The sequence below is a fragment of the Blautia wexlerae DSM 19850 genome (genome assembly GCF_025148125.1).
Classification (GTDB): domain Bacteria; phylum Bacillota; class Clostridia; order Lachnospirales; family Lachnospiraceae; genus Blautia_A; species Blautia_A wexlerae.
The window spans coordinates 2545656-2559895 of the sequence record NZ_CP102267.1 but is presented as its reverse complement, the minus strand read 5'-3'; the positions used below and the strand labels follow the sequence as shown (position 1 = coordinate 2559895).

The following is a 14240-nucleotide window of genomic DNA, read 5'->3' as shown; positions in this document are numbered from 1 at the left end:
AACAGAATTTGTCAAGAAGATTTTTATATTTGAGGCTATTTGGTGTTGTGAACAGCAATACTTATAATTTTCCTGTCATATGTTCACAAATCTTACATAAATCTCTGCTATAGTAACCATATGCAAGATAAAATCTGTTGCTGAGGGCGATTTTCCCGGATTTTGCGCTGTGGCTGTAAAGGCGCTGAACAGTCGTGGATTTTAACAATACTCGGAAAACAGTATAAATAAAAAGTAAAAACTGTTTCGGAAAATAATGAAGAAAAACGGAGGGGATCAAATGGATACATTAAAAATCCTGGTGGTGGATGATGAGAGCCGCATGAGAAAGCTGGTAAAGGATTTCCTGACAAAGAAGAATTTCCAGGTACTGGAAGCCGGTAATGGTGAAGAAGCCATGGATATCTTTTATGAGGAGAAGGACATCGCACTGATCATTCTAGATGTCATGATGCCGAAGATGGATGGATGGGAAGTTTGCCGTGAGATTCGCAAGAACTCAAAAGTTCCGATCATTATGCTGACTGCAAGAAGTGATGAGAGAGATGAGCTTCTTGGATTTGATCTGGGGGTAGATGAATACATCTCTAAACCATTCAGCCCGAAAATCCTTGTTGCAAGAGTGGAGGCAATTCTGAGACGTACAGGTCAGAATAATCCGGAAGATGTGATTTCAGCAGGCGGCATTGTTATAGATAAAGCAGCACATCTGGCTACTGTGGATGGTAAGCCTATGGAACTGAGCTTTAAGGAATTTGAACTTCTGACATATTTTCTGGAGAATCAGGGAATCGCACTTTCCAGAGAAAAGATCCTGAATTCTGTATGGAATTATGACTACTTTGGAGATGCCCGTACGATTGATACCCATGTTAAGAAGCTCAGAAGTAAAATGGGAGATAAAGGTGAATATATAAAGACTGTATGGGGTATGGGATACAAGTTTGAGGTAGACGAATGACAGGAAACGGAAAAACAGATAAAAAATTTCATACTCTGCAACATCAGATTTCAGTAGTGTTTATATGTCTGTTACTGCTTTCAATCTTTACCATTACTCTGATCAATGGTCTTTTTCTTGAAAAATATTATGTATCCAAAAAAGTAGAAGTGCTGGAGGAAGCAAAAGAAGTGTTGTCTCAGATGAATCTGGATGACATCCTGCAGTATGATACAGATATAGAAGAGGACAAAAAAGGGGCAACAGATGAGATTTCGGATGAGATTGAGAGGAGCAGTTCCAGAAATAACCTTACCTGGATCATAGTAAATGAGGAAAACAGCGGTTATTATTACTGGGGAGAGAATAATATGGCAAAAATGCTCCGCAGTAAGCTGTTTGGGTATATTAATAATCTGGATCAGGATATGCAGCACAGTCGTGTGCTCAAAAAGACAGATACCTGTACCATGTGGCAGGTGCATGATCGCTTTGCAGGCATGGAATATGTGGAATGCTGGGGACAGTTTGATAATGGTTACTATTTCCTGATCCGTTCTCCTCTGGAAAGTATTAAGGAAAGTGCATCTATTTCCAACAGTTTTTACTTCATTGTAGGAATAATCATAATTGTGGTCAGCGGTATTGTGATTCTTGTGATGACAAATCGTATTACCCGCCCGATCAGTGAACTGACCAAATTATCAGAGAAGATGTCTGATCTGGATTTTGATGCCAGATATCAAAGCAGGGCAGGTAATGAGATTGATGTACTTGGCGATAACTTTAACAAAATGTCCAGAAAACTTGAGAGCACGATCTCAGAGTTGAAATCGGCTAATAACAAGCTTCAGAAAGACATAGAAGATAAGATTAAAATTGATGAGATGCGTAAGGAATTTCTTGATAATGTTTCTCATGAGCTGAAAACTCCTATTGCATTGATCCAGGGATATGCAGAGGGGCTGAATGAAAATATTTCCGATGATCCGGAAAGCAGGGAATTTTACTGTGAAGTTATTATGGATGAAGCTTCAAAGATGAACAAGCTGGTCAAAAACCTGCTGACGCTGAATCAGCTGGAGTCCGGTAAAGATGCCCCGGTGATGGAAAGATTTGACATTGTATCTCTGATCAGGGGTGTACTTGGTTCTATGCATATTATGATCGAACAGAAAGAAGCAACTGTGATTTTTGAAGAAACAGAACCTGTATATGTATGGGCGGATGAGTTTAAGATTGAAGAGGTTGTGACCAATTATACAAGCAATGCACTGAACCATCTGGACGGAGAACGAAAAGTAGAAATTAAGGTTCTTCAGGAAGAGGACTGTGTGAAAGTAACCGTATTTAATACAGGTACTCCGATTCCGGAAGAGGATATCCCAAATCTCTGGAATAAATTCTACAAAGTAGATAAGGCCCGGACAAGAGAATATGGCGGAAGTGGTATCGGACTTTCAATTGTTAAGGCAATCATTGAGAGTATGAACCAGAAATATGGGGTATGCAATTATGATAATGGCGTGGAGTTCTGGTTCACTCTGGATTGCAGGCAGTGATAAGATATCCGGGTATTGTGAACGGAGTGAACAGTAACCGGTAGTATGACCGGAATAAAAACAGACAGAAGCAAAGAAAGCACTTTGCAACTGTCTGTTTTTGGGTTATACTGTATTGGAGCGTTTTGATCGGATATTTTATTCCGGTCTGACATGTGATCCGGAAAACCTTTGGATTACCATAATGAGGAAAACAGATAATGACATCAGGAGGATAACATGATTGCAATAATTGACTATGATGCCGGAAATATTAAAAGTGTAGAAAAAGCACTTCATTATCTTGGGGAAGAAACAACAGTAACCCGCGATCCGCAGACTTTGTTAAATGCGGATAAAGTAATCCTGCCGGGCGTGGGAAGCTTTGGACAGGCGATGGAGAATCTTCATACATACGGACTTGTACCTGTGATCCATGAGATTGTAGAGAAGAAGACGCCATTTCTTGGAATCTGTCTGGGACTTCAGCTCCTTTTTGAAAGCAGCGAGGAGACACCGGGTGTGGAAGGCCTTGGAATCCTGAAAGGGAAAATTGCTAAGATTCCGCCTGCGCCCGGGCTTAAGATTCCACATATGGGATGGAATTCCCTGCATTTTCAGAATAATGGCAGACTGTTTCAGGGAATCCCGGAACAGACCTATGTATATTTTGTGCATTCCTATTATCTGCAGGCAGAGGAGCCTGAGATTGTAAAGGCTACTACAGAATACAGCACCTGTATTCATGCTTCCGTAGAAAAGGACAATGTATTTGCCTGCCAGTTCCATCCGGAAAAGAGCAGCAAATGGGGACTGAAGATACTTGAAAATTTTGCTGCTGTGGGAAAAGACGGCAATACTGAGAAGGAGGGAAAATAAGATGTTTACAAAGAGAATTATTCCCTGCCTGGATGTAAATAACGGACGTGTGGTAAAGGGCGTAAATTTTGTGCAGCTTCGCGATGCGGGTGATCCGGTGGAGATTGCCAAAGCCTATGATGCAGCAGGAGCGGATGAACTGGTGTTTCTCGATATTACAGCATCCTGCGAACAGAGAGATACGGTAGTTGACATGGTAAGACGGGTTGCTGCCAATGTATTTATCCCGTTTACAGTAGGCGGCGGTATCCGTACTGTAGATGATTTCAAGAAACTGCTGAGAGAAGGAGCAGATAAGATTTCCGTAAATTCTGCAGCAATTGACAGACCGGAACTGATCAGTGAGGCGGCTGACAAGTTTGGAAGCCAGTGCGTAGTTGTGGCTATTGATGCCAAGCGCAGAGAAGACGGCGGATGGAATATTTACAAACATGGCGGAAGACTGGATACAGGGATTGATGCCATAGAGTGGGCAAAGAAAGTGGAAGCTTTGGGCGCAGGGGAAATTCTTCTCACAAGTATGGACTGTGACGGTACAAAAGCAGGATATGATCTGGCTCTTACCAGAGCAATCGCTGATGCTGTCTCCATTCCTGTGATCGCATCAGGCGGTGCAGGTACACTGGAGCATTTTTATGATGCACTGACCGAAGGGGGAGCAGATGCTGCACTGGCTGCGTCTTTGTTCCATTATAAAGAACTGGAGATTTCTCAGGTGAAGGATTATCTGTCTGACAGGGGAATTTCTGTCAGACGATGACCACGAAAAATATAAGAGGTGAAGGATAAGGTATGTCAGCAATTTCAGGTGACTGGCTGGAAGCCCTGAAGGGGGAGTTTCACCAGCCATATTATGCAAAATTATATAAAACGGTGATGACAGAATATCAGACCAGGAAGATTTTTCCTCCTGCGGATGATCTGTTTAATGCATTTCATTTTACACCGTTAAACGAAGTGAAGGTAGTGATTCTGGGTCAGGATCCCTATCATAATGACGGGCAGGCTCATGGGCTTTGTTTTTCCGTAAAGAGAGGAGTGGAGACGCCGCCGTCCCTGGTGAATATTTATCAGGAGCTTCATGATGACTGTGGATGCTATATCCCCAATAACGGCTATCTGGAGAAGTGGGCGAAGCAGGGGGTGCTTCTTCTGAACACAGTTCTGACTGTACGCGCCCATCAGGCAAATTCACACAGGGGGATTGGCTGGGAGCAGTTTACGGATGCTGCGATCCAGGTTCTGAATGAGCAGGACCGTCCTATTGTATTTCTGCTCTGGGGACGTCCGGCGCAGATGAAAAAATCCATGCTGAATAATCCGAAGCATCTGATTCTGGAGGCACCTCATCCAAGTCCTCTGTCTGCTTACAGGGGATTTTTCGGATGTAAACATTTCAGTAAAACAAACGAATTTCTTGTTGCCAATGGTCTGGAACCAATTGACTGGCAGATAGAAAATATATAAGAAAAGAGGTAATGTGTAGTCAGGTAAAAGACACACAGTGATAACATGAATCAGAAAAACAATTTAGTAAAAAATGCATCCTTTCTGATGATTGCAGCTATGATCTCCAAGGTGATCGGTCTTCTGTACAAGAGTCCCCTTTCCAATATTATCGGAAGCCTTGGAATGGGCTATACAAGTCTTGCACAGAATGCCTATATGATCCTTCTGATGATCGCATCCTTTAGTATTCCACAGGCGGTATCCAAGCTGATCTCCGAGCGTATTGCTCTGAAGGATTACAGAAATGCACATAAGTTCTTTAAGGGTGCCATGATCTATGCCATGGTGATTGGCGGAGTGGTTGGTTTATTCTGTCTCTTTGGAGCAGGGCTGATCATCCCTCAGAATCAGAAGGATGCAATTCCGGCACTTCAGATCCTGGCTCCGACGATTTTTTTGTCCGGTATTCTTGGGGTATTCAGAGGATATTTTCAGGCATACAGAAATATGATGCCAACATCTATCTCCCAGATCATTGAGCAGGTATTTAATGCGGCAGTCAGTCTTCTGGCAGCCTGGGGATTCATCAATGCATTCTCAGATGGAACAGAGAACAGCATTGCAAAATGGGGGGCAGCAGGTTCCACAGTAGGAACCGGAGCCGGAGTGGTGACTGCATTGGCATTCATGCTTCTGGTATATGGTGTAAACCGCAGAAAAATCCTGCACCGGGTAGAGAGAGATCACAGACATCAGGAAGAGTCCTACAAAGAGATTTTTCGTGTGATCATCCTGGTTGTTTCGCCGATCATTCTCAGCGCCTTTGTTTATAATGTAAATGCTTATATCAATGGGTATCTTTTCTCGGATATTCTGGGAAGAAGAGGTGGAGATGCGGCACAAATCGGTATTTTATATGCAGAGTATGCTACTTACTTTATGACAATTATCAATATTCCTCTGACACTGTCCAGTACGGCACCTACTTCCATGATTCCGGAAGTTTCCGCCCTGTATGCCACCGGAGACATTGAAGCGACCAGAGAGTGCATTGACCAGACCGTACAGCTTTCTATGGTAGTTTCCGCCCCATGTGCTATGGGACTGGCAGTGCTTGCACAGCCGATTGTATTTTTACTTTACGGAAATTCCACAGGACTGGCAGCCAACTTGTTGATCCTTGGTTCTTTTTCAATCCTGCTCAATGGAATGTCAAATATTTCCAATGGAGTTCTGCAGGCGATTGGACAACAGAGGATTCCGGTGATTACGGCTGCGATCGCGCTGGTTGTGGATATTGTGGTAGTGGTAGTGCTGCTGTTTACTACAAACCTTGGAGTTTATGCACTGCTGATCGCAATGGTGATCTATTCTGTGGTTGTGTGTGTGTTAAATGACAGAGCCATGAAGAAATATCTGCAGTATAAGAATCCATGGAAAGAAGGATATCTGTATCCTGTTCTTGCATCTGTTCCCATGGGAATTGTTGCAGGCTGTATCTGCTATGGACTGAACATTTTTGTAAAATCCAATTTCATTTGTCTGATCGTTTCCATTCCTGTTGCTGCGGTTGTTTATCTGTTTGCTTACCTGATCATCAGCAAGCCGTCAGAATCACAGCTTAGAAGAATTCCGGGTGGAAGCTATCTGATAAGGATTGCAGAGAAACTTCCGTTCTGGCAGAATAATTAAAAAACAGAAGTTATAAAAAATAAAAGAGTTATATTTCATGGTTTAAATGTATTTCTGAAATAGAAACACATTTAAAATTTCTGAAATATAACTCTTTTTTTGAGCGCGTTTGAAAAATGCTTTTCGCAAAGCAGGATATGTAGATTGCAGAAAGCCTTTTTCAGACACGCTCTAAGGCGGATATATTGCAAGGTAAAATACATTGCAATATATCCATTACGGTATTATTTATGCATTTTTTTCTTCTGCTTTTTTCAGGTTTTTCTGGGCTGTGGAGAGCATCAGTTTGATTCGGTTCAGCTGATTAACTTCACTTGCACCCGGGTCATAGTCGATGGCTACAATATTGGCTGTCGGATATTCTCTGCGGATCTCTTTGATAACACCCTTACCTACAATGTGGTTCGGCAGACATCCGAAAGGCTGGATACAAACAATATTCGGAACATCTCCATGGATCAGTTCCATCATCTCACCTGTCAGGAACCATCCCTCACCTGTCTGGTTTCCGGTGGAAACGATCGGAGATGCCATTTTTGCCAGATCTCTGATATCAGCAGGCGGTGCAAAATGGCGGCTCTGTGCAAGAGCTTCGCTTGCAGGCTTTCTCACCCATTCGATTGCTTTGATTCCCCAGTTTGCCATGGTTGCCTTGGACTTCTTGAATCCAAGATTTTCTACCTTAAAGTTCTGATTATAGAAGCAGTAGCACATGAAATCGATCAGATCCGGTACAACTGCCTCAGCGCCTTCAGATTCCAGAAGCTCTGCCAGATGATTATTTGCAGCAGGCAGGAACTTGACAAGGATCTCACCTACGATGCCGACACGAGGCTTTTTCACATCACTGATCGGAATGGTATCAAATTCGTGAACCATTTCGCGGCACATTTTCTTAAACTGGCTGTGGCTGATACTGCTTCCGCTTAAGAAAGAGATCACACGCTGTTCCCAGATTTTATGTTTCCTGTTTACGATTCCCTCTTCCAGTTCATAAGGACGCATACGATATACGCATTTCATCAGGATATCTCCGAATACGGCACCGTAAGCAACTTTCTTCACTAATGGAAGCGTAAGTTTGAATCCGGGATTGCTTTCCAGACCGCTTAAGTTAACAGAGATAACCGGAATCTGTTCCATACCGGCTTTCTTTAATGCGCGTCGTATAAATGCAATATAGTTGGAAGCACGACATCCGCCACCTGTCTGTGACATGACAACGGCCGTTTTGTTCAGGTCATATTTACCGGAAAGCAGAGCATCCATGATCTGTCCCACAACGATCAGAGACGGATAGCAGGCGTCATTGTTTACATACTTCAGACCAACATCCACTGCATGCTTATTGTCATTCGGAAGCACCTCCAGGTTGTATCCGCAGGAATTGAATGCTGCCTGCAGGAGACTGAAATGGAACGGTGACATCTGCGGGCAGAGGATGGTATAGTTCTTTCTCATTTCCTTTGTAAAGGATACTTTATCAATAGAAGCAGGTTTGACAGTACGTTTCTGTCCCTGTGCTTTCTTCGCACGGATCGCTGCGATCAGGGAACGGATACGGATTCTTGCAGCACCAAGGTTATTTACCTCGTCAATCTTTAAGCAGGTATAGATTTTGTCACTTCCGTCAAGGATTTCATAAACCTCATCTGTAGTAACTGCATCCAGACCACATCCGAAAGAGTTCAGCTGGATCAGATCCAGATCATCGCGTGTCTTTACATAGTTTGCGGCAGCATACAGTCTGGAGTGGTACATCCACTGGTCATTGACGCGGATCGGGCGTTCCACAGGTGCCAGATGAGAGATGGAATCCTCGGTAAGTACGGCAATACCATAGCTGTTGATCAGATCCGGGATACCATGATGGATTTCCGGGTCAATATGGTATGGGCGTCCTGCAAGGACAATACCATGGCGTCCTGTATCTTCCAGATATTTCAGGGTTTCTTCCCCTTTTTTCTGTACATCGCGGCGTGCAGCAGCCATTTCTTCCCAGCCCTTATGCACAGCAGCTTTGACTTCTCCTGCCGGGATATCCTTAAATTCCTCTACCAGACGATTTGCCAGAATTTCCTCAGAAGTAAATGCAAGGAAGGGATTGCGGAAGGTAATGGACGGATCATTTAATTCGTCTACGTTATTTTTGATATTTTCGGCATAAGAGGTAACGATCGGGCAGTTATAGTGATTGACTGCATCCGGGAACTCGTTACGTTCATATGGGATACATGGGTAGAAAATAAATTTCACACCATTGCGGATCAGCCAGGTTACATGGCCATGGGCAAGTTTGGCAGGATAGCATTCAGATTCACTTGGAATGGACTCAATACCCAGCTCATAAATCTTTCTGGTGGAAGTAGGAGAGAGCACAACCTCATACTTCAGTTCTGTAAAGAAAGTATACCAGAAAGGATAATTCTCAAACATGTTCAGAACACGGGGGATACCTACTTTACCTCGCGTTGCCTTATCAGCAGTAAGCGGTGCGTAGGAGAAAATACGCTTATATTTATATTCATAAAGATTCGGAATATGATCTTTGTTCTTTTCCTTACCAATACCACGCTCGCAGCGGTTACCGCTTACATACTGACGGCCTCCGGAGAATTTGTTGATAGTCAGACGGCAGTTATTGGTACATCCACGACAGTTTGCCATAGAAGTTGTATATTTCAGCTCGTTGATCTTATCAATGGAGAGCATAGTCGTTTCTGCGCCTTTCTGATGGCGTTCACGGGCAATCAGTGCGGCACCGAAGGCACCCATGATTCCGGCGATATCCGGACGGATGGCTTCGCAGCCTGCAATCTTTTCGAAGCTTCGAAGAACTGCATCATTGTAGAAAGTACCACCCTGTACAACAATGTGTCTGCCCAGTTCGGAAGCATCAGAAACCTTGATTACCTTATAGAGTGCATTTTTGATAACAGAGTAAGCAAGGCCTGCGGAAATATCAGAAACCTCAGCTCCCTCTTTCTGTGCCTGCTTTACCTTGGAATTCATGAAAACAGTACATCTGGTACCAAGATCAATAGGATGTTGTGCGAAAACAGCAGCTTTTGCGAAATCCTGTACTGTATAATTCAGGGATTTGGCAAAGGTTTCAATAAAGGAACCGCATCCGGAGGAGCATGCTTCATTTAACTGTACGCTGTCAACGGTCTTGTTGCGGATCTTGATACATTTCATATCCTGTCCGCCGATATCCAGGATACAGTCTACCTCTGGGTCAAAGAATGCAGCTGCATAGTAATGGGATACGGTCTCAACCTCGCCCTCATCCAGGAGCAGGGCCGCTTTGATCAGAGCCTCGCCGTAACCTGTAGAACAGGAATAAGCGATCTTTGCGTCTTTGGGAAGCAGTTCATAGATTTCTTTAATAGAACGGATGGTAGTTTTTAACGGGTTTCCGTTGTTACTGCTGTAAAAGGAATAGAGAAGTGTTCCATCTTCGCCTACCAGTGCAGTTTTGGTTGTGGTGGAACCTGCATCAATACCCAGATAGCAGTTTCCTTTATATGTAGCCAGATCTCCTGTTTTTACTTTGTAGGAACTCTGACGTTTTGCAAATGCATCGTATTCTTCCTGAGAAGCGAAAAGTGGTTCCATACGTTCTACTTCAAAATCCAGCTTAATGGAATTGCGGAGTCTGTCTTTCATTTCTGTCAGGGAAATGGAGTTGTCTTCTTTGGCATTTAATGCAGAACCGATGGCTGCAAAAAGATGGGAGTTCTCCGGAATGATGGTGTGTTCCTCATCCAGCTTCAAAGTACGGATAAAGGATTCTCTCAGTTCGGACAGGAAGTGAAGCGGACCACCCAGGAATGCAACATGTCCACGGATGGGTTTTCCACAGGCAAGACCGGAGATGGTCTGGTTTACAACTGCCTGAAAAATAGAAGCTGACAGATCCGGTTTGGTTGCACCGTCATTGATCAGTGGCTGGATATCCGTTTTGGCGAAAACACCGCAGCGGGCAGCAATCGGGTAGAGTGCCTTGTAATCTTTGGCATATTCATTCAGACCTGTGGCATCTGTCTGGAGAAGAGAAGCCATCTGGTCGATGAAAGAACCGGTACCGCCTGCACAGATACCGTTCATACGCTGTTCTACGTTTCCGTTTTCGAAATAAATGATCTTGGCATCCTCACCGCCAAGCTCGATGGCAACATCTGTCTTTGGTGCCAGCTTCTGCAGAGAAGTAGAAACTGCAATAACCTCCTGGGTAAAAGGAACGCCCAGATGGTTGGCAAGGGTCAGACCGCCGGAACCTGTGATCACAGGATGGAGAGTCATCTCGCCATACTGGTCAAAGGCTTCCTGAAGAAGGTCTGCAAGGGTTTCCTGAATGTTGGCGAAATGGCGCTTGTAATCTGCGAAAATAAGATTTTCATTCTCGTCCAGAATCGCGATTTTTACAGTAGTGGAACCAATGTCAATTCCAAGTGTTTTGTAATTCATAAAGTAAATTCAAGCCTCCTCTTTCTGTATAAAAGAAAAAATATTGAAGTAATTCTTTCCTATTAAAATATCTATTTCCAGATATGAATATTCCGTAATATTATACGCTAATGGTCTGGAAAAGACAATATGAAAGTTTACCAATGATTACCTTATTTGCAGTTGAAAATTCAGCTATTTCGGGATATAATAGAAAAAGTGATTTTTATCAAGAGGAGAGAAAAAATGGCAGAATATAAACTTCTTAAAACAGAAGGCCGTGCCAAGCGTGCAGAATTTCATACAGTGCATGGTACGATCCAGACTCCTGTTTTTATGAATGTGGGAACGATCGGTGCGATTAAAGGCGCTGTATCCACCATGGATTTACAGCAGATCGGAACACAGGTAGAATTATCAAATACTTATCATCTTCATGTGCGTCCGGGTGATAAAATAGTAAAGCAGTTAGGTGGCCTTCATAAATTTATGGTATGGGACAAACCAATCCTTACAGACTCAGGCGGATTCCAGGTATTTTCCCTTGCAAAGCTGAGAAAGATCAAAGAAGAGGGGGTTTATTTTAATTCCCATATTGACGGGCATAAGATCTTTATGGGACCGGAAGAGAGTATGCAGATCCAATCCAATCTTGCCTCCACCATTGCCATGGCATTTGATGAATGTCCCAGCAGTGTGGCTGACAGGGATTATGTGCAGAAATCTGTAGACAGGACCACAAGATGGCTTGCCCGCTGTAAAGCGGAAATGGCGAGACTGAACAGTCTGCCGGATACCATTAACAAAGAACAGCTTTTGTTTGGAATCAACCAGGGTGCTGTTTATGAAGATATCCGTATTGAGCATGCCAAAGCGATCTCTGAAATGGATCTGGATGGCTATGCTGTCGGCGGTCTGGCAGTTGGAGAAACCCATGAAGAGATGTACAGGATCCTGGATGCGGTAGTCCCCTATCTTCCTCAGAATAAACCTACTTACCTGATGGGTGTGGGAACACCGGCAAATATTCTGGAAGGTGTTGAACGTGGAATTGATTTCTTTGACTGCGTATATCCAAGCCGTAACGGCCGCCATGGACATGTATATACCAATCATGGAAAGATGAATCTGTTCAATGCAAAATATGAACTGGACACACGTCCTATCGAAGAAGGCTGTCAGTGTCCTGCATGCCAGCATTACAGCAGAGCCTATATCCGTCATCTTCTGAAAGCAAAGGAAATGCTGGGAATGCGTCTCTGTGTACTTCACAATCTGTATTTCTATAATCATATGATGGAAGAGATAAGAGATGCTCTTGATGCAGGAAACTTCGCAGAATATAAGAAAATGCGGCTGGAAGGCTTTGAAGAGGGCAAAATAAACTCGAAAAGATAATCTGTATATAAAATAATTATTAAATATGCCAAAAACTCTTGAAGTAAAGCGTTTTTTTGTGTATGATGTGTAGTGACGCTTTAATCAGATTGTTATGCATGAAAACAAGATTTCATACAGAAGGTAACGGAGATTATAAGTGGATTGCAAAGCAGCTCTTCAGTATGAGCAGCCGTCAGGACGGTCTGTGAATACATGATGGACTGCAAATATGCAGAATAACAGGAAAAGTTACAGGAGGAATCAAAATGAACGCATCAAGCGGAATGGGTATGGTTGGCGCTATTGTCTGGATGGTAGTACTGTTCGGAATTATGTACTTCTTAATGCTTCGCCCTCAGAAAAAAGAGCAGAAGAGACTTCAGGCAATGTTAAATGACATGGAGGTTGGCGACAGCATTGTTACTACCGGCGGCTTTTATGGAGTTGTCATTGATATGACAGAAGAAGACGTGATCGTAGAATTCGGTAATAACAAAAACTGCCGTATTCCTATGAGAAAACAGGCAATCGCTGAAGTTGAGAAAGCCGGAAGCGCTGCCGAATAATGAAAGAGATATGAAAAAAGCGGAACCTATAGTCAGTGATGGCTGTGGTTCTGTTTTTTTTATTTTTACAGTAAAATCTCCGGAAAACAGCACTTTTGTATTTTTTCACTTTAATAGGTTGAAATCTGTCGGAAAGTGCGTTATTATAATAACAATTACGCAATTAGAGTATTTTTGGAGGAAATTATTATGGATTATAAGATTGCATTGATCCCCGGCGACGGAATCGGACCGGAAATCGTAAGAGAAGCAAAGAAAGTACTGGACAAGGTATGCGAGAAATATGGACACAGCTTTTCCTATTCAGAAGTTCTGTTAGGCGGTGCATCCATCGATGTACACGGCGTACCCCTTACTGATGAGGCAATTGCCACTGCCAAATCATCAGACGCCGTACTGATGGGCTCTATTGGCGGAGATGCAAAAACTTCTCCATGGTATAAACTTGAGCCGTCCAAACGCCCGGAAGCAGGACTTCTTGCAATCCGTAAGGCATTAAATCTTTTTGCAAACTTAAGACCGGCTTACCTTTACAATGAGCTGAGAAAAGCCTGCCCTCTCCGCGATGAGATCATCGGAGACGGATTTGACATGATCATTGTACGTGAGCTTACAGGCGGTCTGTATTTCGGAGAACGTCAGACTATTGAAGAGAATGGTGTGAAGAAAGCAATTGATACACTTTCCTATAATGAAAACGAAATCCGCCGTATTGCCATCAAAGCATTTGAGATCGCACGTAAGAGAAGAAATAAAGTAACAAGCGTAGATAAGGCAAATGTTCTGGATTCTTCCAGACTCTGGAGAAAAGTGGTAGAGGAAGTTGCCAAAGACTATCCGGATGTTACCTTAGAGCATATGCTGGTTGACAACTGCGCAATGCAGCTTGTACGTGATCCAAAACAGTTCGATGTTATTCTTACAGAGAACATGTTCGGAGATATCCTTTCAGACGAGGCAAGTATGGTAACAGGCTCCATCGGAATGCTTTCATCTGCAAGCTTAAATGAAACAAAATTCGGTCTCTATGAGCCAAGCCATGGTTCAGCACCTGATATTGCAGGACAGGATAAGGCAAACCCCATCGCAACCATCCTTTCCGCAGCAATGATGCTTCGTTTCTCCCTTGATATGGATAAAGAAGCAGATGCAGTGGAAGCAGCAGTGCAGAAAGTCCTGACAGAGGGATACCGCACAGGTGATATTATGTCAGAGGGATGCAAACTTGTAGGAACAAAAGAGATGGGCGATCTGATCGCAGCAGCTCTGTAAGAATTGATATTAAGAGGATTCAGCCGGCACAGGCAGATTACGGAGTCAGGAATTTCGGTTGAATCATTAAAA

The 14240-nt window shown here is 43.3% G+C and carries 10 protein-coding genes; 9 read left to right on the top strand and 1 reads right to left on the bottom strand.

The features are described 5' to 3' along the window. Nucleotides 1-280 precede the first annotated feature (280 nt). From NQ550_RS11780 to NQ550_RS11755, 6 genes are all read left to right on the top strand, one after another. Nucleotides 281-961, top strand: coding sequence for a response regulator transcription factor (locus tag NQ550_RS11780; protein WP_020993968.1), 681 nt, complete (start codon nt 281-283; stop codon nt 959-961). Further along, nucleotides 958-2502 (top strand): sensor histidine kinase, encoded by a 1545-nt coding sequence (locus NQ550_RS11775; protein WP_020993967.1) that lies wholly within the window; start codon nt 958-960, stop codon nt 2500-2502. Before NQ550_RS11780 ends, NQ550_RS11775 begins: the two co-directional genes overlap by 4 nt. A 219-nt stretch (nt 2503-2721) precedes the next feature. After that, nucleotides 2722-3360 (top strand): imidazole glycerol phosphate synthase subunit HisH, encoded by a 639-nt coding sequence (gene hisH / locus NQ550_RS11770; protein ID WP_025577085.1) that lies wholly within the window; start codon nt 2722-2724, stop codon nt 3358-3360. A 1-nt stretch (nt 3361) separates the two neighbouring features. Beyond that, the gene (gene hisF, locus NQ550_RS11765; RefSeq protein ID WP_008703500.1) at nt 3362-4120 is read left to right on the top strand and encodes an imidazole glycerol phosphate synthase subunit HisF; all 759 of its coding nucleotides are present in this window, start codon (nt 3362-3364) and stop codon (nt 4118-4120) included. Between the two features lie 32 nt (nt 4121-4152). Then, complete coding sequence (gene ung, locus NQ550_RS11760) at nt 4153-4827, top strand: uracil-DNA glycosylase (protein WP_008703498.1); 675 nt, start codon at nt 4153-4155, stop codon at nt 4825-4827. A gap of 45 nt (nt 4828-4872) precedes the next feature. Continuing rightward, nucleotides 4873-6501 carry a putative polysaccharide biosynthesis protein gene (locus tag NQ550_RS11755; RefSeq protein ID WP_022381210.1) on the top strand — a complete coding sequence of 543 codons (1629 nt, stop codon included), beginning with the start codon at nt 4873-4875 and terminating at the stop codon, nt 6499-6501. A gap of 228 nt (nt 6502-6729) precedes the next feature. Here the strand turns inward: NQ550_RS11755 and NQ550_RS11750 are convergent, their stop codons facing one another. Further along, nucleotides 6730-10971, bottom strand: a complete 4242-nt coding sequence (locus NQ550_RS11750; protein ID WP_025577084.1) for a 2-hydroxyacyl-CoA dehydratase — start codon at nt 10969-10971, stop codon at nt 6730-6732. Nucleotides 10972-11196: 225 nt separating this feature from the next. On the opposite strand from NQ550_RS11750, the gene tgt reads away from it, so the two are divergent. From tgt to leuB, 3 genes are all read left to right on the top strand, one after another. Next, a complete protein-coding gene (tgt, locus tag NQ550_RS11745) occupies nt 11197-12348 on the top strand; it encodes a tRNA guanosine(34) transglycosylase Tgt (protein WP_008703492.1) in 1152 nt (383 codons plus the stop codon). 248 nt (nt 12349-12596) lie between these two features. Next, nucleotides 12597-12896 (top strand): preprotein translocase subunit YajC, encoded by a 300-nt coding sequence (gene yajC / locus NQ550_RS11740; protein WP_008703490.1) that lies wholly within the window; start codon nt 12597-12599, stop codon nt 12894-12896. A 189-nt stretch (nt 12897-13085) separates the two neighbouring features. Next, entirely contained in the window at nt 13086-14168 is a 1083-nt protein-coding gene (gene leuB / locus NQ550_RS11735) for a 3-isopropylmalate dehydrogenase (protein WP_008703487.1), read from the top strand. The last annotated feature ends 72 nt before the right edge of the window (nt 14169-14240 follow it).

What these genes read in the sequence shown, in the direction of transcription:
- hisH (WP_025577085.1), top strand. Translation starts at nt 2,722, where the DNA reads ATGATTGCAATAATTGACTATGATGCCGGAAATATTAAAAGTGTAGAA.
- leuB (WP_008703487.1), top strand. Translation starts at nt 13,086, where the DNA reads ATGGATTATAAGATTGCATTGATCCCCGGCGACGGAATCGGACCGGAA.
- NQ550_RS11780 (WP_020993968.1), top strand. Translation starts at nt 281, where the DNA reads ATGGATACATTAAAAATCCTGGTGGTGGATGATGAGAGCCGCATGAGA.
- NQ550_RS11750 (WP_025577084.1), bottom strand. Translation starts at nt 10,971, where the DNA reads ATGAATTACAAAACACTTGGAATTGACATTGGTTCCACTACTGTAAAA.
- yajC (WP_008703490.1), top strand. Translation starts at nt 12,597, where the DNA reads ATGAACGCATCAAGCGGAATGGGTATGGTTGGCGCTATTGTCTGGATG.
- NQ550_RS11775 (WP_020993967.1), top strand. Translation starts at nt 958, where the DNA reads ATGACAGGAAACGGAAAAACAGATAAAAAATTTCATACTCTGCAACAT.
- NQ550_RS11755 (WP_022381210.1), top strand. Translation starts at nt 4,873, where the DNA reads ATGAATCAGAAAAACAATTTAGTAAAAAATGCATCCTTTCTGATGATT.
- hisF (WP_008703500.1), top strand. Translation starts at nt 3,362, where the DNA reads ATGTTTACAAAGAGAATTATTCCCTGCCTGGATGTAAATAACGGACGT.
- tgt (WP_008703492.1), top strand. Translation starts at nt 11,197, where the DNA reads ATGGCAGAATATAAACTTCTTAAAACAGAAGGCCGTGCCAAGCGTGCA.
- ung (WP_008703498.1), top strand. Translation starts at nt 4,153, where the DNA reads ATGTCAGCAATTTCAGGTGACTGGCTGGAAGCCCTGAAGGGGGAGTTT.